Below are 23,877 nucleotides of genomic sequence, written 5' to 3' on the forward strand. Positions count from 1 at the left end.
GGCTCACTCCGGGACGGTCGGCTCCAGCGTCGTACGGGCCTTGGGCAGGACGTTCTCGATGTAGTCCTCGACGGCCGTGTCCAGGCCGATGTCGTGCTGGGCCCGCTCGGACAGGTACCAGCGGTGTTCCAGCAGCTCGTGGTAGATCTCCGCCGGGTCCATGGAGCCGCGCGCGTCGCGGGGCACGGCGCGCACGGTGGGCCGGAACACGTCCCGCACCCAGCGGTGGGCCAGCACCTCGGGGCGGGCGGCGAGGGGGTCGCCCGGGGCGTAGTCGTCCTGGGTGGCCATCCAGCTCTCCAGGTCGTTCAGCAGCCGCCGTGCCTGGTTCTCCTCGGTGTCCAGGCCGGTCAGGCGCAGCAGCTGGCGCTGGTGGTGGCCGGCGTCGACGACCTTCGGCACGAAGGTGACCGTGTCGCCGCTGGGGGAGTGCTCTATCTGCATCTCGGCCACGTCGAAGCCGAGGTCGTTGAGCCGGCGTATCCGGCGCTCTATGTAGTGGTACTTGCCCGCCGGATACACGGAGGTGCGGGTCAGCTCCTCCCACAGGCCGTGGTAGCGGGTGCAGATCTCGTGACCGAACTCGACGGGGTCCACCGACGGGTGCAGCGCGCCCGACGCCTCCAGGTCCAGCAGCTCGCCGCTGATGTTCACGCGGGCGAGGTCCAGATCGTAGTCCCGCTGGCCCGGGCTGAGCTGCGGGTGCAGATCGCCGGTCTCCGCGTCCACCAGGTAGGCCGCGTAGGCGCCCGCGTCCCGCCGGAACAGGGTGTTCGACAGCGAGCAGTCGCCCCAGGCGAACCCGGCCAGGTGCAGCCGCACCAGCAGTACCGCCAGGGCGTCCATCAGGCGGTGCATGGTGGCCGGGCGCATGGTCGTCTCGAACATCGAGCGGTACGGCATCGAGCCGCCCAGGTGCCGGGTGACCAGTACCGGCTCCAGCGGGTCGCCCGCCCGGTCGGTGCGTCCCGTGACCACCGCGAGGGGGTCCACGGCGGGGATGCCCAGCCGGTCCAGGTCGCGCAGCAGCTCGTACTCGCGCAGCGCGGGCCGCTCCGCGAGTTCCTTCACGGCGATCACCTCGTCGCCGGCCCGGGCGTACCGCACGACGTGCCGCGAGATGCCGCGGGGCAGCGGTACGAGGTACTCCTCGGGCCACTCCTCCAGGGGCGTGCCCCAGGGGAGTTCGAGCAGGAGCGCGGGGTGCTCCGGGTTGGTGGCGTTGATCTGCAAGGACATGGCACGAACCCTAAGCGGCCCGGTGCGTTTCCGCGCCGGCCGGGAGCCTTCCCGTGCCGGCCCGGCGGGCCCACCGCGGCCGCGCCCGGAGGATCGCCCGGTCGTACGTCCGCCCGCGGGCCCGGTGCACGCCCCCGCCGATCAGTCGCCGTGGCCGGGGCGGTTCCGTCCGAGGTGTCGTCGGGCGCCGCGGCGGCCTCGAGCCCGAGCACCGATTCGGCGAACGTGGTCCACGCCGGGACATCCGACGCGGTGACGACGAGATAACCGAGTGACGTGACTTCGGCGCTCATGGCGGTTCCCTTTCGAACGGAGCGGGAGTGTGCGGCGACGCTACGAACCCACGGTTCGGAGAAACAACGGGCACGTGCCGCCTGGCGGACCGGTCCGGAACCCCTCGCCGGCGGCGGTGTCCGCCTCGGCCACGCCGAGCCGACCGCGCACGGGTTCCTCGCACGCGACGCCGACGGCCGGGTGCGGCTGTGGGAGCCGGGGAGGCCGGCCTCGCCCACCCGGTCGTCGCGGGACGCGGTTGCGGAGGAAACGGGCGTGTTCCGCGCACAGGGCCGGCAGGCCCCAGGTGCGCTGCGCGAAGACACAGATGTATCGGATACATTCCTGTATCGAACGGAGCGGAGGTCGGCATGGCAGTGGAGGAGACCGCGGTCAGGCGCGTCACCAGGCGCCGGGTGCGCACCCGGGCCAGGCTGCTCGACGCCGCGTTCACCGTGTTCGCCGCGAAGGGCTTCGGCCGGGTCTCGATCGAGGAGGTCTGCGAGGCCGCCGGTTTCAGCCGGGGCGCCTTCTACTCCAACTTCACCACCCTGGACGAACTGTTCTTCGCCCTCTACCGGGAGCGGGCCGACCTCATCGCCGGACAGGTGGCGGACGCGCTCGCCCTCGACGGACCCGACCTCGACGTGCCCGCCTCCGTGGACCGGGTCACCGAGGTGCTGCTGCTCGACGTGGACTGGCTGCTGGTGAAGACGGACTTCCTGGTGCACGCCGCCCGCGACCCGGAGGTCGCCCACGCCCTCCTGGAGCACCGGGCCCGGCTGCGCCGGGCGATCGCCGACCGGCTCTCCCGGGCCCGGGGCCACACCGAACTTCCCACCGTGCTCGGTGACGCCGAGGGCGCCGCCCACGCCGTGGTCGCCGCCTACGACGGCGTCACCACCCAACTGCTGCTGGACAAGGACGTCGAGACCGCTCGCGCCTGGCTCAAGCAGTTGCTCACCGCGCTGCTGACCGACGGCAGCCGCACCCCCTATGAGTCACGAGTCCCGTGAGACCCGTGCGGGACGCACGGGTCCGAGCGCATCAAGTGCTTCGCAGGTCGCACAGGTTTCGAGGAAGGACACAGTCGTCATGGACGCGGACGTCATCGTCGTCGGAGCGGGCCTCGCGGGCCTGGTCGCGGCGCACGAACTCACCAGCCGGGGCCGGCGGGTCGCCCTGCTCGACCAGGAGAACGCCGCCAACCTCGGCGGCCAGGCGTTCTGGTCCTTCGGCGGGCTCTTCCTCGTCGACTCCCCGGAGCAGCGCCGCCTCGGCATCAAGGACTCCTTCGACCTCGCCTGGAACGACTGGCGGGGCAGCGCCCGGTTCGACCGGCAGGACGACGAGGACTCCTGGGCGGTGCGCTGGGCGCGCGCCTACGTCGAGTGGGCGGCGGGGGAGAAGCGGTCCTGGCTCGAGGGGCACGGCATCGCACTGCTGCCCACCGTCGGCTGGGCGGAGCGCGGCGACCTGCGCGCCGACGGGCACGGCAACTCCGTTCCCCGCTTCCACATCGCCTGGGGCACCGGCACCGGTGTCGTCGAACCGTTCGCGGCGTACGCCAGGCAGGCCGCCCGGGACGGCCTGCTCACCTTCCACCACCGGCACCGCGTGGACGAGCTGGTCATCGAGGACGGGACGGCACGCGGCGTGCGCGGCACGGTCCTGGCCGACGACGACTCGCCGCGCGGTGCGGCCTCCAACCGCGACCGCGCCGGCGACTTCGAGCTGACCGCCCAGGCCGTGATCGTCACCAGCGGAGGCATCGGCGGCAACCACGACATCGTCCGCCGCCACTGGCCGGAGCGGCTCGGCACGCCCCCCGCCGAGATGGTCACCGGCGTTCCCGCGTACGTCGACGGGCGCATGCTCGACATCAGCGCCGAGGCGGGCGTGCGGCTGGTCAACCGGGACCGCATGTGGCACTACACCGAGGGCCTGCGAAACTGGAACCCGATCTGGCCCGGCCACGGCATCCGCATCCTGCCCGGCCCGTCCTCCCTGTGGCTGGACGCCCTCGGCCGCCGCCTGCCGGATCCCTGCCTGCCCGGTTACGACACGCTCAGCACGCTCGCGTACCTGCGCACCACCGAGGACCTCGCGGGCCACGACCACTCCTGGTTCATCCTCACCCGGAAGATCATCGAGAAGGAGTTCGCGCTGTCGGGCTCCGAACAGAACCCGGACATCACCGCCAAGGACCGCAGGGCCGTCCTGCGCGACCGCCTCCTCGGCAAGGGCGCCCCCGCCCCGGTGCAGGACTTCGTGCGGCACGGCGCCGACTTCGTGACCGCCGACACCCTCGAGAAGCTCGTGGAGAAGATGAACGGGCTGACGGACAAGCCGCTGCTGGACGCGGCCGAGGTACGGCGGCAGGTCGAGGCCCGCGACCTGCAGATCACCAACCCCTACAGCAAGGACTCCCAGGTCCAGGGCATCCGCAACGCCCGCCGCTACATCGGTGACCGGCTCGGCCGGGTCGCCGCGCCGCACCGCATCCTCGACCCGGCGGCCGGGCCGCTGATCGGCGTCAAGCTGCACGTCCTGACCCGCAAGACACTCGGCGGCATCCAGACCGACCTGGACTCCCGCGCCCTGGGCGCCGACGGGCAGCCGATCGCCGGCCTGTACGCGGCGGGTGAGGTGGCGGGCTTCGGCGGCGGCGGCGTCCACGGCTACAACGCGCTGGAGGGCACCTTCCTCGGCGGCTGCCTGTTCTCGGGCCGGGCCGCGGGGCGGGCGGCGGCACGGCAGACGGCCTGACACACCGTCGACCCGGGGGAGGGCGGCACCTCACTCGCCCAGCAGGTCCGCCAGTACCGCGACGTGGCCCTGCGCCAGGTTCTTGGACGCGGTGACGAGGGTGACCGGGCCCCTGCCGGCCGACTCCCTGAGGCCGTCGAGGAGTTCGACGGCCTCAGGGGCGGCGAGTTCCGCCTCGTACCGGCTCCGGAACTCGTCGTACGAACCCTCACCGCCGTGGTACCAGCGGCGCAGCTCGTCCGAGGGGGTGAGGCCCTTGGGCCACTCGTCCACCCGCGCCGTGTCCTTGGACACGCCGCGCGGCCACAGCCGGTCGACCAGCACGCGCAGGCCGTCGTCGGCCTCGGGCGGTTCGTAGATCCGGCGCACGCGCACGCTCACGGCGGGGCCTCTCTCGGGTCGCGGTCGGTGCCGCGAGCGTACTGCGGCGACACCCGCCGTCCGGGCGGCGACGCGGCGTGACTTGACCTGAAGGAGGGAGAAACGGGATCGGGTACGCGCCTAATGTGTCTGTAATTGATCACAGTCATACAGTCACACAGCCACGTAGCCACCCCACAAGGAGCGCAGGTGACCTCACCCCGACAGCAGGCCGCCGCACAACGCACGGCTGTCATGAGCCGCCGGGCGGTGCTCACCACCGTCCCCGTCGCCCTCGCGGCGCTGGTCGCGGCGGCCGGTCCCGCCGCGGCCGGGACCGCCGGCTCGTCCGGCGTGGGCGACCCGTACTTCCCGCTCGCGGGCAACGGCGGCTACCACGTCCGGCACTACGGCCTGACGCTCCGTTACGGCACCGGCACCCGGGAGCTGCGGGGCAAGGCGGTCCTCACCGCCCGCGCCACCCAGCGGCTCGCCCGCTTCGACCTCGACCTCAAGGGCCTGACGGTCACCGGCCTCACGGTCGACGGCACCACCGCCGGATTCAGCCGGAACGGCCAGGAACTCGTCGTGACCCCGCGCCACGCCCTCCGCGACGGCCAGGACTTCAAGGTGACCGTCACCTACCAGGGCGTACCCGAGCCGGTCACCGACCCGGACGGCTCCGCGGACGGCTGGATCCGCACCGACGACGGCGCGTTCGTCGCCGGCGAGCCGCAGGGCGCGATGACCTGGTTCCCGGCGAACAACCACCCGGTGGACAAGTCCTCCTACGACATCACCCTCACCGTTCCCGAGGGCCGCACCGCCGTCTCAGGCGGCGTCCTCCTCGGGCAGTCCACCGCCCATGGCGAGACCACCTTCCGCTGGCGCCAGACCGAGCCGATGGCCGCCTACCTGGCCACCGCCACCGTCGGCACGTTCAAGACCGAGCGGTACACCACCCGCGACGGCATCCAGGTGTACAACGCCGTCGACGCGCGCGAGGCGAACGCCGCGGCGCCCGTGCTGAAGAAGCTGCCGTCCGTCCTGGAGTGGGAGAGCAAGGTCTTCGGCCCCTACCCGTTCCGTGCCGCCGGTTCCATCGTCGACCACGCCCGCGACGTCGGCTACGCCCTGGAGACCCAGTCCCGGCCCCTCTACGACCGGGCGCCCTCCTTGAGCACCCTCGTCCACGAGAACGCCCACCAGTGGTTCGGCGACTCCGTCTCCCTCACCACCTGGAAGGACATCTGGCTCAACGAGGGCTTCGCCACCTACGCCGAGTGGCTCTACAGCGAGCAGCACGGCGGCGACAGTGCCCAGGAGACCTTCGACACGCTGTACGCCCGTCCGGCCAGCAGCAGCCTGTGGGCGTTCCCGCCCGGCGACCCCGGCAGCGGCGCCCACATCTTCGACAGCCCCGTCTACGACCGCGGCGCCATGACCCTGCACGAACTGCGGCGGGCCGTCGGCGACCCCACGTTCTTCCGCATCCTGCGCGCCTGGACGGCCGAGCACCGCTACGGGCACGGCACCACCGCCCGGTTCGTCGAACTGGCCGAGCGGGAGTCCGGCAAGGACCTCCACACCTTGTTCGCCACCTGGCTCTACCATGCGGGCAAGCCCGAACGGTCCTAGAAGCTGACCAGTTCCTCACAAGTGTCGGCCAAGGCCGACCCGTGATCAATCGCAGGACCGCCGTCGCGCTGCTCGCGACCCACCCTCGTGCTCAGTGGCTGCGGCGGCGGTGCCGCGGCGAACTCCCGCCGGACGACGGCCGGCCCGGGATGCGGCAGGCGCTCGGCGACCTCGTCTCCAACGCCCTGCGGCACACCCCCGCCGACGGCACCGTCACCCTGGCCGCCCGCCGTGACGGCGACCGGGTCGCCTTCACCGTGGCCGACACCGGCATCGGCATCGCGCCGGACGACCTGCCGCACGTCTTCGACCGGTTCTGGCGTGCCGAGAAGTCCCGCAGCCGCCGGCTCTCCGGCAGCGCCTCGCTCGGGTCAGCCCGAGCTCCGGCGGGAGCTCGCGCGCCGCTTGAGCGCGCGGCGTTCGCTCTCCGTCGTACCACCCCAGATCCCCAGGGTCTGCCCCGTCTCCATCGCCCAGTCCAGGCACTGGTCCCGGACGGGGCAGCGTCCGCAGACCGCCTTGGCCTGCCGCTCCTGCAGCAGGGCGGGTCCGGTGGTGCCGACCGGGAAGAAGAGGTCCGGGTCCTCGTGACGGCACGCGGCGTGGTCGCGCCAGTTGTCCATCGAATTTCACCTGCGATCAGAATCGTCCGTGTCGTCCGTGCATTGCCCAAAAAATCTCGCCCTCTTCGGGTGACCGGTGGACGGCGGGTGAAACAAAAGAGCCGCATGGTTCCGGACGCCCTCGCCCGCACGGCTCCACGACCGCCGCCGCGCTTGCTACTCTCGACCCTTCTCAGATCGCACGGTCGCCCAACTCCTTTTCCGCGCACATCAGTTGAGACCGGGTGAGCGGGGCGGGCGGAGGTCCGGGGGAGGGGGGAGGGACACGGACGTGAGACCGGCCTTGGTGTTCGTGCACGGCATCGGCGGCGCACGCGATCCCCGGTCCGAGTGCGCGGCCTGGCTCGCGGCGCTGGCCGTGGGTGCCCGGAAGGCGGGCCACCGTGCGGAGGCCGCGCCACCGTCCCTGACGGGTCTCGCGGAACCGGCCTTCGTCTACTACGGCGACCTCTTCGCCGCCCGCCAACCCCAGGGCGTCGCGGGCCCCGACCCGGCCGACGCCGAGGAACTGCGCAACCTGCTCCACGAGTTGATCGAGGTACGGCTCGAGCTCGAGCCGGATCCACGCGAGCGCCGCATCCTGGACCACGCGCGCGCCGAACTGCGCCCGCCGGGCCCGGACCGCAGCGCCGCCGAACTGCTCCGCCGGATCGTGAGCGTCTGTACGACGCTGCTGGCCCTGCCCGGGCTGCGCCGGACCGGCCAGTGGGCCGGTGGCCGGCTCATGGCGGGTCATCTCGCCCAGGTCGTCCGCTATCTCGCCAGGGCCGAGCGGGACGCCGCCGGGCTGCCGCTCGACCGGCGGATCCGCGAGCGCTTCCTGGACCGGCTGGACGCGGACCGCCCCGTCGTCGTCGTGGCCCACTCGCTGGGCAGCGTCGTCGCCATGGAGGCCCTCCACCACCACCGGGGACCGGTGCCGCTGTTCGTCACGCTGGGCTCCCCGATCGGGATGCGGGCCGTCGTGCGCCCCCGGTTGCAGCCCCAACCCCCGGCCGTGCCCGGCTGCGTGGAGCGCTGGCTGAACTTCTGGGACCGCGACGACATCGTCGTCCCCCGCCCCCGCCTCGAGGACGACGTGCTCCCCAACGCCCGCGGCTGCCGCCCGGTGACCGGCCGGATCGACTCCGACGGCCTGTGGACGCACACCGCGACCAAATACCTGGCCCAGGCGAGCGTCGCCGGACCCGTCGTGGAGGCCGTCCGCGGGGCGACGGAGGCCGGGAGCACGTGAAGGCACCGCGGCCGCCGGTCAGGCGGCCCCTGGAACGTCACCGCGAAGTCCCCAGCGCCCCCTTTGCGACCTCCGCCACGGCCTCTGCCACCGCCGCCAGCGCGGGCGAGTCCAGCTTCCACTGCTGCCCGTACAGCGGCACGTCCGCCGGCCGTCCCGGCGCCAGCTCCACCAGCCGCCCGGCCCTCAGCGGCGGACCGGCCTGCGCCTCGGCACCATTCCCCAGCCGAGTCCGGCGGCGACCGCCTGGGCGAACCCTTCCGAGGCCGGCACGTAGTGCCGCAGCGCGCTCGCGGCACCCGAGGGCGAGGCGGCGGGCTCCCGCAGGCGGGCGGTGCTCGGCTGTCTGGCGATGACCTGGCTCAACCCGCACGTCTACCTCGACACCGTCTTCCTGCTGGGATCCCTGGCGGCCGACCGCGGCGCCCTGCGCTGGACGTTCGGTCTGGGCGCGGCCTGCGCCAGCCTGTGCTGGTTCGCGGCGCTTGGCTTCGGGGCCCGGCTGCTCGGCCGGTTCCTCGCCCGGCCCGCCGCCCGGCGGGTGCTGGACGGCCTGATCGCCGCGACCATGATCGCGCTCGGTGCGCTGCTCCTCGCCGGAGCCCGAGGCAAACGGTGCCCGAGGCAAACGGTGCCCTAGGCAAACGGTGCCCGAGAGAAGCGGTGTCCGAGACAAGCGGTTCGGCCTCCACAGCCGGTCCTGGGATAGTGAAGCCCGCACCGAAAGGTGTAACGACCAAAGACGTGACGAGCGACCAGGGAACCCGTGGACACGAGCGAGAGCAGCGGCACCGAGCCCCGCACCGGCACCTCCGACGCCTCCGGCACCTCCGCCGGTGCGCCGCCCCCGCCCCGGAAGGGCTGGCGCCGCTGGGCGATGGACACCCGTCCGCTGCGGATCCCGGCCTACCGCCGTCTGTGGTCGTCGACCATCGTCACGGCGGTCGGCAGCCAGCTCACCGCCGTCGCCGTGCCCAAGCAGATCTACGACATCACCCGGTCCTCGGCGTGGGTCGGCGCCGCGAGCCTCGCCGGTCTGCTGCCGCTGATCGTGTTCGCGCTGTGGGGCGGCGCGGTCGCCGACACCATGGACCGCCGCAAGCTGCTCCTGATCACCAACAGCGGCATAGCCGTCACCTCGCTGCTGTTCTGGGGCCAGGCCGTCACCGGACTGGAGTCGGTGGCGGTGCTCATGGTCCTGCTCGCCCTGCAGCAGGCGTTCTGGGGGCTGAACGCACCGGCCCGCAACGCCTCCGTCGCGCGGCTGGTCCCCGCCGGGGAACTGCCGGCCGCCAACGCCCTCGGCTCGACCGTGATGCAGACCGGCCAGGTGGTGGGGCCACTGCTGGCCGGCGTCCTCATACCCGTCATCGGGCTGCCCGAGCTCTACCTCATCGACGCGCTGGCGCTGTGCGTCACCGTGTGGGCGGTCTACCGGCTGCCCGCCCTGCCGCCGCTGGCCGGCTCCGCCGCGCGCCGCGCCGGCCGGCGGGAGATCGCGGCCGGGTTCCGCTACATCGCCGGCCACAAGGTGCTGCTGCTGTCCTTCCTCGCCGACATCGTGGCGATGGTCCTCGGCATGCCGCGCGCCCTGTTCCCGCAGCTCGCCGCCCAGACGTACGCCCCGTACGGTGAGGGGCTCGCACTCGGCCTGCTCTTCGCGGCGATCCCCGTCGGCGCGGTGGCCGGCGGCCTGTTCTCCGGCACGTTCTCCCGGGCGCGCCGGCACGGCTGGATGGTCATCGGCGCGGTCGTCGGCTGGGGCGTGGCCGTCACCGGGTTCGGGCTGAGCCGCAATCTCTGGGTGGCCGCGGCGTTCCTGGCGGCGGCCGGGGTCGCCGACATGGTCTCGATGGTCTTCCGCGGGGCGATCCTGCTGTCCGCGGCGACCGACGAGATGCGCGGTCGCATGCAGGGTGTGTTCACGGTCGTCGTCGCGGGCGGCCCGCGCCTGGCGGACGTCCTGCACGGTACGGCGGGCTCCGTCCTCGGCCCCCGCGCGGCCGTGGCGGGCGGCGGCCTGCTGGTGGTCGCCGTGATGCTCACCCTGGCCGCCGCGGTACCGGCACTGCGCCGCTACCGCGTCTGAACCGGGGCGGAACCTTCGCTGCAGGCCCTACAGCCCACCGCGCCGGCGGACCGTGTACTGCTCCATGAGCTTGCCGCGGGTCATCTCCAGCCGGTGGGCGAGGACTTCGGCGACGGTGCGCACCAGGGACAGTCCGAGCAGCGGGTCCTCCACGCACAGTCCCAGCACCGCCGCTCCGTCGAACTCGTAGGCGCGTACCCGGCTGAAGGCCACCGCGCCGAAGTCCCACCGGTACGGCGGGAACAGCCAGGACCAGCCGAGCATGTCGCCCGCGCCGAGGGTGGCGACGGTCACCCGCTGAGTGGACGTCACCTGCTGGTCGAGGTTGACGGCGCCCGAGCGGATCACCCAGAAGCGGTCGGCGGTGCCGCCGGCCTCGAAGATGCGGGTGTCCTCGGGGAAGGAGACCTCCTTCGCCAGCTCCATCAGGCGCTCGCGCTGCTTCTGGGGGAGGGCGGTCAGGAGTTTGATCGCTTTGGTCATGGCGCGAGCTCCTCGCCGGCGGCGGAATGCGGTGTCGTTCCCTACGCCCATTTCAGCCGCTGCGGCCGCCCCGAGCACCTCGAAGGGGTGAGGACCGGCTGGACAAAGCCCCGCCGTGCAGAAAAAAGCCCTGGCTGGACGGGGGAAGCCAGCCAGGGCCGTATGCGGTGGTTCGGAGAGGACGGTCACGGTCGACTCCCCGCCCACGTATGCATGAACGATAAACCACCTGAGATGCCTTCGCGAAACCGGACGTGAGCCACGTGACCTGTTTCACTCCGGCGCGCCGGTCGGCCGCGGGCGGCGCCGGGCGCTCAGCCGCCGGTCCGGCGGGCGCCCGGGGTGAGGATCTCGTCCAGCACCCGCAGCACCACCTCGTACGCCGTCGCCCTCACCGCGGCGTCCCGCGCGGCCGCCGGATCGTCCTTGCGGAGGGTGTCACCACGCTCCCGCCATGTCCGCTCCTCCTCCTGTGCGCAGGCCTTCGCGCGCTGCATCCGCCGCAACAGTTCGTCCGAGTCCACCACATCCGTCATGACGTCCGCATACCCCCGAAACCCGGCCCTGATGGGGCCCGGACGTGTTTGGCCGCGTCCCTACAGGTGAGCCGAAAAGGGAGAGACCCGGGCAATCCACTCGGGTTCACGCGGGAACCGGATGTCCGTCCTCAACAACCAGGGAGTGAAAGGATGCGCGAGACGCACAGGACCGGATCCGCTGTCGGTCCGCCGGACGCCTGCCGCGCCGTTCCGCGCCGGCCGGCGGACGCCCGCAGCAGAGTGCGGTGCGTGGTGGCCGAACGATGCGAGGCCCAGCACCTCCACTGCGCAACCGACGCCCTCGACGACGCCCTGCTCGTCGTCTCGGAACTGACCACCAACGCGATGCTGCACGGCGGCGGCATCACCGACTTCTCCGTCGACGTCGTCGGGGGCGAGGTGCGCGTCTCGGTGAGCGACCGCAGCGACGACCTCCCCGTCGCCCTGTCGTCCGTCGACGCCCGGGGCCGTTTCCGGGCCGGCGGCCACGGCTGGCCGATCGTGTGCCGGCTGGCCCACGACGTCCACGTGGCCTGTCTGCCCTGCGGCGGCAAGCGGATCACCGCCCTCGTGCCGCTGACCTGAATCTCCGTGCGCCACCCGCGCACGGAAATTCTTTACCGGCTGAGCCCGGAAGCGGAGTTTGGTCCACCGGGGTCAGGGCAGACGGAGGTTCGTGCTTCGGACCGGAGGCGCGCCCAGCGGGAGAGTTGTACCTGCTCAGGGCCCTTCAACAGGTCCGGGCGGCGGCTCCCGCGGCAATTCCCTGAAACCACCTGTTCAGGAGCGATTCCGCATGCTCACCGATTTCTCGACCGGCCGTCCTGGCACGCCCGTCCGTCCCTCCGCCGACCCTTCCCCCTCCGCCGGACCGGCCCCCACGGCCCCGTCCAGGCGGCCCCACGACGACGCCCCCGATACCGCCGCCCTGTTCGTCCGGCTCGCGGAGCTCGACGAGGGCCCCGAGCGCGACGCGCTGCGTGACGAGCTGGTGACCGCCTGGCTGCCCATGGCCCACCGGATCGCCGGCCGCTTCCGCGACCGCGGCGAGTCCGTCGAGGACCTGCGCCAAGTGGCCGCCCTCGGCCTGGTCAAGGCGATCGACCGGTTCGACCCCGAGCGGGGTGCCTTCGAAAGCTACGCGGTGCCCACCATCACCGGGGAGGTCAAGCGGCACTTCCGGGACCGGATGTGGGCGCTGCGCGTGCCCCGCAGGGTCCAGGAACTGCGCAACCGGGTGCGCGTGGCCCGCCGTGAACTCACCCAGAACCCCGGCAGCCCCGAGCCCTCGGTCGCCGACATCGCCGCGCACACGGGGCTGTCGGAAGACGAGGTCGGCGCGGGGCTGGAGGCGCTGGAAAGCTTCAGCACCCTGTCCCTGGACGCCGAGCTGTCGGCCGGTGACGACGGGTACAGCCTCGCGGACACCCTCGGCGCGACCGACGCCTCCTTCGACACCGTCGTGGACCGCGAGTCCGCCAAGGAAGGGCTGCGCCGCCTGCCCGAACGGGAGCGGGCCATCCTCTACATGCGGTTCTTCGAGGACATGACCCAGAGCCGGATCGCCGACAAGCTGGGCATCTCCCAGATGCACGTGTCCCGGCTCATCAGCCGCAGCTGCGCACGCGTCCGCGACGAGGCCCTCGGCCGGCGGCCGGGCGGCCGGGACTCCGGCACGCCCGCCGCGTGAGCACATCTTTCAGTCAAGCCAGCCACGAAGGAGTGAAACACCGATGCTCATTCCGCTCAGGCCGCATCCCGCGACCCTGCGCAAGCTCGTCGAGGAATACGAGGGGCTCCTCGCGGACGACGGAGGCCGGGACGCGTCCGGTGGCGGTCCCCGAGCCCGGGACCTGGCGTACACGCTGTGCGTGCTGACCGGCACCCGGGACGTGAGCGCCGCCCTCGAGGCGGCTCACCGGCACCTGGCCGCGGCCGGTCCGCGGCCGGAGCCGGTGACCGGCGCGGCCGGGACGCTGCGCACGGCCACCGCACCCGAGCCGGTGACGGTGGCGCAGGCCGGGGTGGGCTGAGCCGCACCACCGTCGGGGAACCGCCGGGGCGCCCGCAGGCACGCGGTCGCCCCGGCGGCTCCTGTCGTCATGATCCGAGGTGTGTCCCCGGCGGGCCGGGGCAGCCGGAGCCGGGGAGGTCTGGATGGATACGAGTGCTGTGGTTCAGGGCGCGGGGATACGGGCCCGCTCGGCGTCGACGGGAGCGGTGACCGAGTGGGCCGCGCGGGCGGGTCTCGCCGCGCGCGGGGTGATCTATCTGCTGGTGGGGGTGCTGGCGCTGCAGATCGCCTTCGGCGGCAGCGGGAAGCAGGCCGACCGCAGTGGAGCCCTCGCGGAGCTGGCCCGCCACCCGTTCGGCGCCGTGGTGCTGTGGGCGGTGGGTATCGGGCTGGCCGGGATGGCCCTGTGGCGGCTCTCCGAGGCGCTGTTCGGCTCGGTGGGCAAGGACGGCCGCTCGGCGCGCAAGCGGCTGCTGGCCCTCGTGCGGTGTGTGTTCTACGTCTTCGGCGCCTCCTCCGTGCTGTCCTTCGCGGCCGGCTCGGGTGGCGGACAGTCCAGTGACAAGCAGTCGCGCGACCTCACGGCCCGGGCCCTGTCCGTACCGGCCGGGCAGTGGCTCGTCGGCGCGGTGGGCGCCGGGATCGTCGTCACCGGCGTCTGGATCGCCGTGCGGGCCGTACGGCGCAAGTACCGCGACCGGCTCAGGACCGGCGAGATGTCACCAGGGGTACGGCGCCTGGTGGACGTGACGGGCGTGGCCGGCGGTGCCGCGCGCGGGGTGGTGTTCGCGGCGGCGGGCGTCTTCGCGGTGCGGGCCGCGATCGAAGCCCGGCCCGACAAGGCCAAGGGGCTCGACGACACCCTCCGCAGCTTCGCCGACGCCCCGGCGGGTCCCTGGCTGCTGGCACTCGTCGCGGCCGGGCTGGCGCTGTTCGGCCTGTTCTCCCTCGCGGAAGCCCGCTGGATCCGCACCTGAGAGTGCCGCTGGAGCGGCGTGCAGCACGGCCCGGCCCCCGTGGTCTCCACGGGGGCCGGGCCGTGGCGCGGGCGGTGGTCGGTTCCCTGCCCGGGTGGGCTGAGGATCCCGTTCCCTTCGGCGGGGTTCGTCGGAACCACGTGCGATGCCTGCCGCCGGCCGTCACCCGTGGCCCGGCCGTCCGTGGTCCCCACGGTGGCCGGGCGTTTGCGTGGTGCGGGCGGTGGTCGGCCGGGGCCCGTCGGATCCGCGTCGGGCGGTGGCCGCTCGCGCGCCGCCGCGTGTGGGATCAGCCCTTCGGCTGCCGCACCGGCACGTCGAGGGGCCGGGCCAGGCCCGCCACCGCCTCGTCCAGGCGCTGCAGGTGCCGCAGCACCCGGTCGGTCACCCTGCCGTAGCGCGGGGTGTGGTAGGAGCCGGGCTCCAGCAGCGAGGCGATGCTCGGATCGGTCTCCAGTTCGGCCGTGGCCCGCCGGTCCGCGACGCGGGCGGCGAGCGCCTCGATGTTGTGCACGATGCGCCGCCCCACCACGCGCAGCCGGGGATCCGCCGCGATCGAGGGATGGCTGGGCAGGAGTTCCGCCGTGGCCGCGAGCGAGCGCGCGTGGTAGGCGCAGGTCTCCAGCAGCGCCACGAGGTACCGCGCGGTGTCCCGCCTCGACCGCAGTGGCGTGATCGGGTGGGTCAGCGGCTGGGCGGACGCGCGCAGGTCGGCCAGCGCCTGGTCCAGGTCCCGCGCCATGTCCAGCAGGTCGGCCGGCGCACCACCGCTGAGCTGGTCGGCCGCGGCGCGGGTCACGTCCGCCAGCCGGTCCAGCGCGGTGACCAGGAGTTCGTCGGTCCGGCGGTCGGTGCGCACCGGCAGCACCACCGCCGCCGCCAAGGCCCCGCAGGCCGCGCCGAGCGCCGTCTCCTCCACGCGCAGGATCAGCACGGCGGCGCTGTAGGTGTTCAGCAGCGTGTACAGCAGGCCCAGCATCGCCGTCACGAAGAAGGACATCAGGGTGTAGGACAACGGCGCGGTGTAGAACATCGCGAAGATGAGCAGCAGCACCAGCCCGAAGGCCGTCCACGTGTGGTGCCCGACCAGCGCCGCGAGCCCGATGCCGGCCACCACGCCGAGGACCGTGCCCAGCACCCGTCGGTAGCCCTTGACCAGGATCTCCCCGGTGGAGGCGGTGTTGATGAACACGATCCAGCAGGCCAGCACCGCCCAGTACCAGCGGTGGGCGGAGAGCAGCTCGCCGCCGAGGATGGCGAGCGCGGAGCCGACGGACACCTGTACGGCCGCCCGCGTGGTGGGCCGCCGCAGCCCGGTCGGCTGCTCGTCCCCCCGCCGCCCGTCCTCGCCCGCCGCGATGGCGACGTCCTCCGCGTCCAGTTCCTCGCGGGAGCGGGCGGTCGCCGGGCTGTCGTCGGAGTCGTCCTGCGGCCCGTCCAGGGCGATCCGCAGCCCGAGGACCGCCCGCGCGGCCTCGCCGAGACCCCGGAAGACGTCCTGGACGGCGGGCGACGCGGGCGGCAGGTTCTCGCCCTCCCGGTAGCCGAGCAGCCGGTTGCGCACCTGGGACAGCCCCGTTCCCGAGTCCGCGCCGGCCGGCCGCAGCACCTGCACCCGCAGCGCCCGCAGGTCCCGGCGCAGCGCGTCGATCGCCTCCTCCCGCACCGGCTCCCGGACCGCCGAGGGCACCGGCGCGCCCGGCAGGTGCAGCGTGAGGGTGTCCGCCCGCCGCTCGGCGCGCGCGGTGAGCAGCAGCAGGCCCAGCCGCTCCGCGGCGATCTCGGCCTCGGCGATCCGGCGCTGCACCAGGCGGGCCGTGGCCTCGTCGGAGGCCCCGTCCTCCAGACGGCTCTGGATCATCAGGGCCGCCTCGTGCAGCCGTGCGGTCCCGGTGCGGACGTCGTCCAGCGCCTTCTCCACCTCCTCGGGACCGGCGTCCAGCAACTCGGTCTGTGCGTGGACCAGTTGGGCCAGCCGGGCCCGGAAGGCGCGGCGCAGCCGGTCCAGGGTGCCCGCCGGTGTCTGCCGTACCAGGACGAACCGGGCGGTCGCGCTACACGCGAAGCCCACGGCGATCGCGCCGTACAGCCCGGGCAGGGCGCCGGCACTCGCCCGTACGAACAGGGAGATGAAGTACGTCTGGAAGGCGATCAGCCCCAGCGTCGTACCGCGCTCACCGAACCGGCGGCCGTAGACGGCGCAGAAGATGAGCGCCACGAAGAACAGGTCGCCCGCCACGACCCGCGTGTTCAGCAGCGCGCCCAGCGTCACGGAGGCCAGCGCCACCGGCAGGCCGAGCGCGAGGGTGACGGCCTGCCGGGCCGGCTGTTTCTCGCGGATGGCGAAGGTGGCCGCCATCGCGACCATCGCCCCGGCCACCAGATGGGTCACGCCGACCCCCGGCGGGCCCAGCAGCAGGAGCGTGAGCCCGATGGCGCACACCGTCCGCAGTCCCGCGGTCAGCCGCAGCAGCCCCGGATCGGACGCGGCGAGCCGGTCCCACACCTCCGCCCGCACCGAACGTCCCGCTGTGCTCACGCCGCCGTGCTCTCTCCCGTGTCGCGACAGGCGGGCCGCCGGCCGGACGCGCGCCGGCGGCCCGTGGTGTTCTCGGATCAGGTCAGGGAGGGGGCGTCCCCACCGCCCGCACCGCCTTCCACATGCGCCCGCACCTGCTCCGGCGTCATGTACGCGTCCGTGTACTCGAAGTCCTTGAGCTTCGCGGCCCGGCGGGCCTGGAAGCCGGTGCGCACGAAATCGTCGCCGGCGACCGCGTTGAGCAGCCAGTTCGTCATCACGCGGGTCTTGGCGACGTTGGTGCGCAGCGCCGACCAGTGGTAGCCGCGGGCCACGGCCTGGGCGGGCACGCCGCGCAGTTCGACGCCGAGCGGCTTGGAGACCGCGTCCTTGCCGCCGAGGTCGACGACGAGGCCCAGGTCCTTGTGCTCGTACGGCCGCATCGGCTGGTTGCGCAGCGTCGCGATGACGTTGTCGGCGACCACCCTGCCCTGGCGCATCGCGTGCTGCGCGGTGGGCGGGCAGATCGCGCCCTCCTGGTCCTTGGCCCGGTCCGGGACGGCGGCGGCGTCACCGAGCGCGAAGACACCGTCCTGACCCGGCAGGTTCATCTCGGCGGCGACGGCGAGCCGGCCCCGGACCGTCTCGGCGCCCAGCGTGGCGATCAGCGGGCTGGCGACCACGCCGGCCGTCCAGATCAGGGTGCGGGTGGGCACCACCCGGCCGTCGGTGAAGGTGACCTCCTCCGGGCCCGCCTTGTCGATCGACACGCCCAGGGAGATGTCGATCCCGCGGCGGCGCAGGATCTCCTGTGCGCTGCGGCCGAGCTTGTCGCCCAGCTCCGGCATCAGCTTCGGCGCGATGTCGATCAGGTGCCACTTGATCAGTTTGGGGTCGATGCGCGGGTAGCGCTTGACGGCGGCATGCGTCAGCCGTTGCAGACAGGCCGCGGTCTCGGTGCCGGCGTAACCGCCGCCGACCACCACGAACTGCAGCCGCGAGGCGCGCTCCGCCGGGTCGTGGCTGGCGTCGGCGAGATCCAGCTGCGAGATCACGTGGTCGCGGATGTACGCGGCCTCGGCCAGCGTCTTCATGCCGAACGCGTGCTCGGTCAGCCCGGGGATGTCGAAGGTCCGCGTGATGCTGCCCGGAGCCAGCACGAGGTAGTCGTAGCGTTCGTTCACCGTTTCGTCGGTGATGGTGCGGATGACGCAGACCTTGGCCTTCAGGTCCACGCCGATGGCGCCGCCGGGGATGATCCGGGTGCGGTACTTCTTGCTGCGGCGCAGGGAGACGGCGATCGACTGGGGCGTCAGCACGCCCGAGGCGACCTGGGGCAGCAGGGGCAGGTAGAGCTGGTAGGCGAACGGCGTCACCAGGGTGACGTCGGCCTCGTCAGGGGCGAGCTTGCGCTCCAGGCGGCGAACGCACTCCACTCCGGCGAAGCCTGCGCCGACCACCAGGATCCTGGGTCGTGTCACGGTGTCCATCCCTTTCTGCGGCTCCAGGCGGTTCGATCGGACGCCGTTCGCATGCCCCTGGATCGCTGCTTCGCACCACATCGATCCCACCGTGCCCCGAGCCGCCACGCCAGCCAGGTGCGGCAGGCAGACGAACGCGTGGGCACCAGCATGCCCCGGCCCGGGACCTGAGTAACCCGTGTGTCGCACGAATATGCGGTGTATTCCTGTGTAAAGGCCGTACGAGGGTTGTCCCGGCCGGCCGCGGCGGGCTCGGAAAGCGCCGGTCGGAGCGGCCGGCGACGCGGGCCGGCGACCTCTGCTCCGGGCGCCGGCCCTGCGCCGGCGCTCACCAGGGCAGGAACACGTGGATGTCCTTGCCGGTGTCCGTCACCACCACGCTCACCTGGTCGCACAGCGTGTGCACCAGGTGCCAGCCGATGCCGCCGCCTCCGGTGTTCGGGTGGAACGGGCGCGGCTCCGGCCGGGTGGTGCTGGTGTCGTGCATCGTGAGGTGCACGCCGTCGAACGTGCGCCGCATCCGCAGCTCGAACGGGCCGGGCGCGTACTGGACGACGTTCGCCGCCAGTTCCGTGACGACCAGCAGGATGTCGTCCCAGGACTCGGGGACCGACGGCGGCGAGGCCCGCGCCAGAGCACCCAGGAACTCCTCCGCGGCGAGCCGCGCCCCCGTCACATTGCGCAGCTCACCCGCGAAGGAGACCGTACGCTCGTACGTCTTCTCCGGGTGCGGTGTGTCGTCCCAACGCGGCTCCGTAGCCATCACATCTTCCTCAGCCCGGATGAACGCGGCTGTAGTCGTGGCTCAGCTGTTCCACGTCCTTGGGTTCCCGCAGGCGGGCCGGGTACGCGTCTCTCCCCGGTCACGGACGTCACACACGGCGGGCGCCCTCAGCGGAACACGTCGTCCGAGTCCTCCCAGTCGGCCGGTTCGGCCGGTCCGAGCCGCGCCGCGGCCCGGCTGCGCGCCTGGTACATCGCCTCGATCTCCGCGGCGTAGTGCTGGACGATCAGGTCCCGGCGCAGCTTCATCGACGGCGTCATCAGCCCGTTGGCCGCGTCGAACGGCTCGGCGACCACCCGGTAGACCCGGATGGACTCGGCCCGTGACACCGTGCTGTTCGCGGCGGCGACCGCCCGGTTCAGCTCCTCGCGCAGCGCGTTGTCCTCGCGGACCTCCCGGCCCGGAGTGTCGCCCTGCGGCGCCAGGGCCGCCCGCCAGTGCGCGAGGAACTCCGGGTCCAGCGTGAGCAGCGCCCCCACGCAGGGCCGGTCGTCACCCACCACCACCGCCTGGTGGACGAGTGGGTGCATCCGCAGGCGCTGCTCCAGCGGGGCGGGCGCCACGCTCTTGCCGCCGCTGGTGACGATGATGTCCTTCTTGCGGCCGGTGAGGGTCAGATACCCCTCGGAGTCCAGGCGGCCGATGTCGCCGGTGGCCAGCCAGCCGCCGCGCAGCGCGGCCCGGGTCCCGGCCTCGTCGCCCACGTAGCCCTGGAACACCGACGGACCGCGCACCAGGATCTCCCCGTCGTCGGCCACCTGGATCTCGGTGCCCGGCAGGGGCCGCCCCACGGTTGCGGACTTCTCCCGGCCCAGCGGCTGCATGGTGATCCCGCCGCTGCTCTCCGTGAGCCCGTAGCCGTCGTGCACGTAGATGCCGATGCCCTCGTAGAACAGGGAGAGCTCGCGGTCGAGCGTTGAGCCGCCCGACGTGGCCCGCACCGCCCGGCCGCCCAGCGCCGCCCGCAGCCGGCGGTACACCGTCCGTTCGTAGAGGGCGTGCTGCAGCCGCAGGTCGAAGCCGGGCCCCGGCCCCGTGCCCAGCCGCTGCCGCTCCCCGGCCATGGCGAAGTCCCGCGCCGTCTGCGCGGCCCGCTCGAACAGCGCTCCACGACCCGCCTGTTGCGCCGTACGCAGAAAGGTCTTGTAGACCTTCTCGAAGACGGACGGCACGCCGTACAGGTACGTCGGCCGGAACGTGCGCAGCGCCGACGAGATCGCCGCCGCGGTCATCTCCGGTTCGTGGGCCATGAGGATCCCGCCGCGCACGCACATCACCTGGACCATGAGCCCGTACACGTGGGAGAACGGCAGAAAGGCCAGGACCGACGCCTGCTCCCCCGGGGGCGCCGCCGTGTGCCCCCAGCCCTCGAGCAGCGTGTCGCACGGGTACGCCAGACCCCGATGGCTCAGCGCGCAGCCCTGCGGGCGGCCCGTGGTGCCGGAGGTGTAGACGACCGCCGCGGTCGAGTCCGGCAGCACGATCCGGCGCAGCGACTCCACCGTGGTCAGCGGCACGAACTGGCCCCGCTCGGCCAGCTGCGCCAGGGCACCGGTGTCCAGCTGCCACACGTGCCCCAGCCGTGGCAGGTCCGCGCACACCGTGCCGACCGTCATGACGCCCTTGTCGTCCTCCACCACCACGGCCACGCAGCCGGCGTCCCGCAGGATGAACTCGACCTGGTCGCGCGAGGACGCCGGATGGATCGGGACCACCTCCGCGCCCACCGCCCACAGCGCGTGTGCCAGCACCGTCCACTCGTACCGGGTGCGCGCCATGACCGCCACCCGGTGGCCGGGGGAGATGCCGGAAGCCACCAGTCCCTTGGCCACGCCGACCACTTCGTCCCGCAGCTCGGCGGCCGTCACCTCCTCCCAGGCGCCCGGCCCGCCGTCCGGGCGGCGGGCCACCACCGGCCGGTCGGGGTTGCGGGCCGCCGTCTCGAAGACGCCGTCGGCCAGCCCGCCGACCAGGGGCGGGGTGGCTGCTGGAGCGAGAGCGGGGTCGCGCATGCGCTGCTCCTGGGGTGTACGGAGAGTGACTCCGCCGACGAGTCCCGTTGTCGGCGGTGCTCGAATGTAGCCCAGGTGCGCGCGATTGGTGCCGGGAACGGAGAAGTCGTGGCCGACTGATGATCTCGGCGTGTCCTGGGGACTCGGGAAACATGACTCATGTGAATCCCGGCCAGGAGCCCGAGCGCACCACCGGCCTGGAGCGCCCGGCGGCGGTGTGCCGCCCGGCGGGACGCCGCCCGCGGAGAGCAGCATGCCGGGCGCCGGCCCCCTGGAGACGCACAACCCGCCCGAGGGCTGGGCCCCCCACTCACCCTGACCCTGGCGCTCGTCGTGCTGGTCGCGGACTTCTTCCTGGTGTACGCCCTGGTGCTGATCCGGTGAGACCCGGGCGCCGGAACGCGCCGGTCAGGACTGGGTGCGCCGCACGCACTCGGTGACGACGTCCCGCAGGCTGCCCTTGCGCTCCATCAGCTCACGCTGCACATGGGCGCCGTTGCCCCGCTGGAGGAGGCCGGAGACGGCCTCCTCGACCCGGGCCAGGTCACCGGTGCCGGTGAGGGCGTCGCCGACGTGCTCGAGCAGCGCGCGCACCACCGCCGCGGCCGGCTCCGGCCGCATCGTCGCCGGATGGAGCAGATCGCCCCCCAGCCCCGACCGGGCGGCCTGCCAGGCGGCCAGCCGCAGCACACTCACGCTGTGCCCGGCCGGCTCCGCGCCGCCGCGCCACTCGCGCGCGGCGGTCTCCACCAGGCCGCGGGCGAGCGAGGCGACCAGGACGGCCGTGTCCGCGTGCAGGCACACGTCGGCGACCCGGATCTCCACGGTCGGGTAGCGCTCGGACAGCCGGGCGTCGAAGTAGACCATCGCCTCGTCCAGGATCGCCCCGGTGGCCACCATGTCCGCCACCCGGCGGTGGTAGTTCTCCGCCGTCCCGAACAGCTCCGTCGGACCGGCCGACGGCCAGCGCCCCCACACCCGGCTGCGGTAGCTGTGGTAGCCGGAGTCGCGGCCCTGCCAGAACGGGGAGTTGGAACTGATCGCCAACAGCACGGGCAGCCACGGCCGGATGCGGTCGAGGACCGCGACGCCCTCCTCGTCGGAGTCGACCGCCACATGGACGTGACAGCCGCAGACGAGCTGCTCTCGGGTGGCGATGCCGTAGTGCTCCGCCAGCCACTGGTAGCGGTCGTTCACGCTGATGGAGGGGCTGACCGGTAGCGGGGAGGTGGCCAGCGCGGCCACGGCGCAGCCGATCTCACCGGCGTGCCGGGCCGCCTCCTTGCGGCAGCGCACGATCTCCGCGCCGAGGTCCGCCATGTCCGTCTGCGGATGCGTGGCGAACTCCAGCATCTGCCCGTACAGCTCTTTCTCGAACACGTCCTGCGCGGGATCGAGCAGCGAGGCGCGGGCCAGCACCGCTGCCGACAGCGCCTTCGGGTCGCCGCTGTCGGGGTCGACCAGGAGGAGCTCCTCCTCCACACCGACGGTGCGCACGTGGGGCCGCCTTTCCATACGCACCGCGACGGGGCGTCGCGGGCTGGTACGACCCCGACTGCCCCTGTGGCGGCCGTCGACACCTGGCGGCGCCCGACGGAGCCCGTCACCTCCCCACGCGGCCCGTCACGCCGGCGTCAGCCAGACGGTGGCGAGCGGCGGGAGCGTGAGCCGGACGGCCGCGTCCTGCGTCCCGACCGGGTCCGGGCAGGTGACGTCGCTGCCGCCGTACCGCAGGGCGTCCGTGTTGAGCGCCTCCCGCCAGGCGGGAACCTCCCCGGGGACGGCCAGGCGGTAGTCGTGGCGCACGACGGGGGAGAAGTTCGACACCGCGAGCAGCGGGGCGCCCGCCGCGTCGAAGCGCAGGAAGGCGAAGACGTTGTCGTCCGCCGCGTCCACGGCGATCCAGCGGAAGCCGCCCGGGTCGGTGTCGCGCTGCCACAGGGCGGGGGTGGCACGGTAGACCGTGTTGAGGTCCCGGACCAGGTCCTGCACGCCCCGGTGGTCGGCCGCGGCGCAGTGGCCCGGATCCAGCAGCCACCACTCCGGTCCGTGCTCCACCGACCACTCGGCGCCCTGCACGAACTCCTGCCCCATGAAGAGCAGCTGCTTGCCCGGGTGCGCCCACATGAAGCCCAGGTAGGCGCGGACGTTGGCGCGCCGCTGCCACCAGTCGCCCGGCATCTTGGACACCAGGGCCTGCTTGCCGTGCACCACCTCGTCGTGGGAGATGGGCAGCACGTAGTTCTCGCTGTAGGCGTACACCATCGAGAAGGTCATCTCGTGGTGGTGGTACGTGCGGTGCACCGGCTCATGGGCGACGTACTCCAGCGAGTCGTGCATCCAGCCCATGTTCCACTTCAGCCCGAAACCGAGCCCGCCGGTGTCGGTGGGCCGCGTCACGCCGCCCCACGCGGTGGACTCCTCCGCGATCGTCACCACCCCGGGCACCCGCCGGTAGACGGTCGCGTTCATCTCCTGGAGGAACGCCATCGCGGCGAGATCCTCCCGCCCGCCGTACGCGTTGGGCTCCCACTGACCGTCCTGGCGCGAGTAGTCGAGGTAGAGCATGGAGGCGACGGCGTCCACGCGCAGGCCGTCGATGTGGAACTCCTCGCACCAGTACACGGCGTTGGCGACCAGGAAGTTGCGCACCTCGGTGCGGGCGTAGTCGAACTCGTAGGTCCCCCAGTCCGGGTGTTCCGCCCGCCGCGCGTCCCCGGGTTCGTACAGGGGGTCCCCGTCGAAGCGGGCCAGCGCCCAGTCGTCGCGCGGGAAGTGCGCGGGCACCCAGTCCATGATCACGCCGATTCCCGCCCGGTGCAGCGCGTCCACCAGGTACTTGAA

General features: G+C 73.0%; 20 protein-coding genes and 4 pseudogenes. 12 read left to right on the forward strand and 12 right to left on the reverse strand.

Annotation, left to right across the window (positions count from 1 at the left end; all coding sequences use genetic code 11):
• Positions 1-3 precede the first annotated feature (3 nt).
• Positions 4-1,239: a DUF4032 domain-containing protein gene (locus ABZX30_RS23045; protein ID WP_355936228.1), complete on the reverse strand. Its 1,236-nt coding sequence runs from the start codon at positions 1,237-1,239 to the stop codon at positions 4-6.
• A 644-nt stretch (positions 1,240-1,883) separates the two neighbouring features.
• On the opposite strand from ABZX30_RS23045, the gene ABZX30_RS23050 reads away from it, so the two are divergent.
• Together ABZX30_RS23050 and ABZX30_RS23055 are read left to right on the forward strand one after the other, a co-directional pair.
• Positions 1,884-2,528, forward strand: a complete 645-nt coding sequence (locus ABZX30_RS23050) for a TetR/AcrR family transcriptional regulator (RefSeq protein ID WP_355936231.1) — start codon at positions 1,884-1,886, stop codon at positions 2,526-2,528.
• Positions 2,529-2,607: 79 nt separating this feature from the next.
• On the forward strand, positions 2,608-4,281 hold the full coding sequence (locus ABZX30_RS23055) for an FAD-binding dehydrogenase (protein WP_355936234.1): 1,674 nt from the start codon (positions 2,608-2,610) through the stop codon (positions 4,279-4,281).
• 30 nt (positions 4,282-4,311) lie between these two features.
• Here the strand turns inward: ABZX30_RS23055 and ABZX30_RS23060 are convergent, their stop codons facing one another.
• Entirely contained in the window at positions 4,312-4,662 is a 351-nt protein-coding gene (locus tag ABZX30_RS23060) for a DUF488 family protein (RefSeq protein ID WP_355936235.1), read from the reverse strand.
• Between the two features lie 234 nt (positions 4,663-4,896).
• Here ABZX30_RS23060 and ABZX30_RS23065 point away from each other — a divergent pair, with 234 nt between their 5' ends.
• Positions 4,897-6,279 carry a M1 family metallopeptidase gene (locus ABZX30_RS23065; RefSeq protein WP_355936282.1) on the forward strand — a complete coding sequence of 461 codons (1,383 nt, stop codon included), beginning with the start codon at positions 4,897-4,899 and terminating at the stop codon, positions 6,277-6,279.
• Between the two features lie 149 nt (positions 6,280-6,428).
• A pseudogene (locus ABZX30_RS23070) lies at positions 6,429-6,638 on the forward strand (ATP-binding protein); the annotation flags it as partial.
• A gap of 12 nt (positions 6,639-6,650) precedes the next feature.
• Here ABZX30_RS23070 and ABZX30_RS23075 read toward each other — a convergent pair.
• On the reverse strand, positions 6,651-6,902 hold the full coding sequence (locus ABZX30_RS23075; RefSeq protein WP_355936238.1) for a WhiB family transcriptional regulator: 252 nt from the start codon (positions 6,900-6,902) through the stop codon (positions 6,651-6,653).
• A 271-nt stretch (positions 6,903-7,173) separates the two neighbouring features.
• Here ABZX30_RS23075 and ABZX30_RS23080 point away from each other — a divergent pair, with 271 nt between their 5' ends.
• The gene (locus ABZX30_RS23080; protein WP_355936240.1) at positions 7,174-8,136 is read left to right on the forward strand and encodes an alpha/beta hydrolase; all 963 of its coding nucleotides are present in this window, start codon (positions 7,174-7,176) and stop codon (positions 8,134-8,136) included.
• Positions 8,137-8,173: 37 nt separating this feature from the next.
• On the opposite strand, the pseudogene ABZX30_RS23085 reads toward ABZX30_RS23080, so the two are convergent.
• Positions 8,174-8,436, reverse strand: a pseudogene (locus ABZX30_RS23085) (LysR substrate-binding domain-containing protein); the annotation flags it as partial.
• A gap of 1 nt (position 8,437) precedes the next feature.
• Here ABZX30_RS23085 and ABZX30_RS23090 point away from each other — a divergent pair.
• Positions 8,438-8,776: pseudogene (locus tag ABZX30_RS23090) on the forward strand (LysE family transporter); the annotation flags it as partial.
• A 126-nt stretch (positions 8,777-8,902) separates the two neighbouring features.
• Complete coding sequence (locus ABZX30_RS23095; RefSeq protein ID WP_355936242.1) at positions 8,903-10,225, forward strand: MFS transporter; 1,323 nt, start codon at positions 8,903-8,905, stop codon at positions 10,223-10,225.
• Positions 10,226-10,252: 27 nt separating this feature from the next.
• Here the strand turns inward: ABZX30_RS23095 and ABZX30_RS23100 are convergent, their stop codons facing one another.
• Both ABZX30_RS23100 and ABZX30_RS23105 read right to left on the reverse strand, forming a co-directional pair.
• Positions 10,253-10,708, reverse strand: coding sequence for a cyclic nucleotide-binding domain-containing protein (locus ABZX30_RS23100; protein WP_355936244.1), 456 nt, complete (start codon positions 10,706-10,708; stop codon positions 10,253-10,255).
• Positions 10,709-11,022: 314 nt separating this feature from the next.
• Positions 11,023-11,244, reverse strand: a complete 222-nt coding sequence (locus ABZX30_RS23105) for a hypothetical protein (RefSeq protein ID WP_355936246.1) — start codon at positions 11,242-11,244, stop codon at positions 11,023-11,025.
• Between the two features lie 153 nt (positions 11,245-11,397).
• Between ABZX30_RS23105 and ABZX30_RS23110 the strand changes: the two genes are divergently transcribed.
• From ABZX30_RS23110 to ABZX30_RS23125, 4 genes are all read left to right on the forward strand, one after another.
• Positions 11,398-11,832, forward strand: a complete 435-nt coding sequence (locus ABZX30_RS23110; protein WP_355936249.1) for an ATP-binding protein — start codon at positions 11,398-11,400, stop codon at positions 11,830-11,832.
• A gap of 211 nt (positions 11,833-12,043) precedes the next feature.
• The gene (locus ABZX30_RS23115) at positions 12,044-12,937 is read left to right on the forward strand and encodes an RNA polymerase sigma factor SigF (protein WP_355936250.1); all 894 of its coding nucleotides are present in this window, start codon (positions 12,044-12,046) and stop codon (positions 12,935-12,937) included.
• A gap of 43 nt (positions 12,938-12,980) precedes the next feature.
• Complete coding sequence (locus tag ABZX30_RS23120) at positions 12,981-13,280, forward strand: DUF5133 domain-containing protein (protein WP_355936253.1); 300 nt, start codon at positions 12,981-12,983, stop codon at positions 13,278-13,280.
• Between the two features lie 124 nt (positions 13,281-13,404).
• Positions 13,405-14,238 carry a DUF1206 domain-containing protein gene (locus ABZX30_RS23125; RefSeq protein WP_355936256.1) on the forward strand — a complete coding sequence of 278 codons (834 nt, stop codon included), beginning with the start codon at positions 13,405-13,407 and terminating at the stop codon, positions 14,236-14,238.
• A gap of 289 nt (positions 14,239-14,527) precedes the next feature.
• On the opposite strand, the gene ABZX30_RS23130 is transcribed toward ABZX30_RS23125, so the two are convergent.
• From ABZX30_RS23130 to ABZX30_RS23145, 4 genes are all read right to left on the reverse strand, one after another.
• Positions 14,528-16,777 carry an FUSC family protein gene (locus tag ABZX30_RS23130; RefSeq protein ID WP_355936258.1) on the reverse strand — a complete coding sequence of 750 codons (2,250 nt, stop codon included), beginning with the start codon at positions 16,775-16,777 and terminating at the stop codon, positions 14,528-14,530.
• Between the two features lie 77 nt (positions 16,778-16,854).
• Positions 16,855-18,246, reverse strand: coding sequence for an NAD(P)/FAD-dependent oxidoreductase (locus ABZX30_RS23135; RefSeq protein ID WP_355936261.1), 1,392 nt, complete (start codon positions 18,244-18,246; stop codon positions 16,855-16,857).
• 319 nt (positions 18,247-18,565) lie between these two features.
• Positions 18,566-19,000 (reverse strand): ATP-binding protein, encoded by a 435-nt coding sequence (locus ABZX30_RS23140; protein ID WP_355936262.1) that lies wholly within the window; start codon positions 18,998-19,000, stop codon positions 18,566-18,568.
• A gap of 128 nt (positions 19,001-19,128) precedes the next feature.
• On the reverse strand, positions 19,129-21,033 hold the full coding sequence (locus ABZX30_RS23145) for an AMP-dependent synthetase/ligase (protein WP_355936265.1): 1,905 nt from the start codon (positions 21,031-21,033) through the stop codon (positions 19,129-19,131).
• A 152-nt stretch (positions 21,034-21,185) separates the two neighbouring features.
• On the opposite strand from ABZX30_RS23145, the pseudogene ABZX30_RS23150 reads away from it, so the two are divergent.
• A pseudogene (locus tag ABZX30_RS23150) lies at positions 21,186-21,417 on the forward strand (DUF6480 family protein).
• 24 nt (positions 21,418-21,441) lie between these two features.
• On the opposite strand, the gene ABZX30_RS23155 reads toward ABZX30_RS23150, so the two are convergent.
• Both ABZX30_RS23155 and glgB read right to left on the reverse strand, forming a co-directional pair.
• A complete protein-coding gene (locus ABZX30_RS23155) occupies positions 21,442-22,530 on the reverse strand; it encodes a glutamate--cysteine ligase (RefSeq protein WP_355936267.1) in 1,089 nt (362 codons plus the stop codon).
• A gap of 126 nt (positions 22,531-22,656) precedes the next feature.
• A partial coding sequence (gene glgB / locus ABZX30_RS23160; RefSeq protein ID WP_355936269.1) for a 1,4-alpha-glucan branching enzyme occupies positions 22,657-23,877 on the reverse strand: 1,221 nt, incomplete at its 5' end.

This window comes from Streptomyces sp. NPDC004542 (assembly GCF_040610035.1).
GTDB lineage: Bacteria > Actinomycetota > Actinomycetes > Streptomycetales > Streptomycetaceae > Streptomyces.

Bases quoted from the DNA above. Each gene is read 5' to 3' on its own strand.
- ABZX30_RS23055 (WP_355936234.1), top strand. From the start codon at position 2,608: ATGGACGCGGACGTCATCGTCGTCGGAGCGGGCCTCGCGGGCCTGGTC.
- ABZX30_RS23045 (WP_355936228.1), bottom strand. From the start codon at position 1,239: ATGTCCTTGCAGATCAACGCCACCAACCCGGAGCACCCCGCGCTCCTG.
- ABZX30_RS23105 (WP_355936246.1), bottom strand. From the start codon at position 11,244: ATGACGGATGTGGTGGACTCGGACGAACTGTTGCGGCGGATGCAGCGC.
- ABZX30_RS23065 (WP_355936282.1), top strand. From the start codon at position 4,897: ATGAGCCGCCGGGCGGTGCTCACCACCGTCCCCGTCGCCCTCGCGGCG.
- ABZX30_RS23140 (WP_355936262.1), bottom strand. From the start codon at position 19,000: ATGGCTACGGAGCCGCGTTGGGACGACACACCGCACCCGGAGAAGACG.
- ABZX30_RS23145 (WP_355936265.1), bottom strand. From the start codon at position 21,033: ATGCGCGACCCCGCTCTCGCTCCAGCAGCCACCCCGCCCCTGGTCGGC.
- ABZX30_RS23110 (WP_355936249.1), top strand. From the start codon at position 11,398: ATGCGCGAGACGCACAGGACCGGATCCGCTGTCGGTCCGCCGGACGCC.
- ABZX30_RS23125 (WP_355936256.1), top strand. From the start codon at position 13,405: ATGGATACGAGTGCTGTGGTTCAGGGCGCGGGGATACGGGCCCGCTCG.
- ABZX30_RS23075 (WP_355936238.1), bottom strand. From the start codon at position 6,902: ATGGACAACTGGCGCGACCACGCCGCGTGCCGTCACGAGGACCCGGAC.
- ABZX30_RS23120 (WP_355936253.1), top strand. From the start codon at position 12,981: ATGCTCATTCCGCTCAGGCCGCATCCCGCGACCCTGCGCAAGCTCGTC.
- ABZX30_RS23115 (WP_355936250.1), top strand. From the start codon at position 12,044: ATGCTCACCGATTTCTCGACCGGCCGTCCTGGCACGCCCGTCCGTCCC.
- ABZX30_RS23100 (WP_355936244.1), bottom strand. From the start codon at position 10,708: ATGACCAAAGCGATCAAACTCCTGACCGCCCTCCCCCAGAAGCAGCGC.
- ABZX30_RS23135 (WP_355936261.1), bottom strand. From the start codon at position 18,246: ATGGACACCGTGACACGACCCAGGATCCTGGTGGTCGGCGCAGGCTTC.
- ABZX30_RS23050 (WP_355936231.1), top strand. From the start codon at position 1,884: ATGGCAGTGGAGGAGACCGCGGTCAGGCGCGTCACCAGGCGCCGGGTG.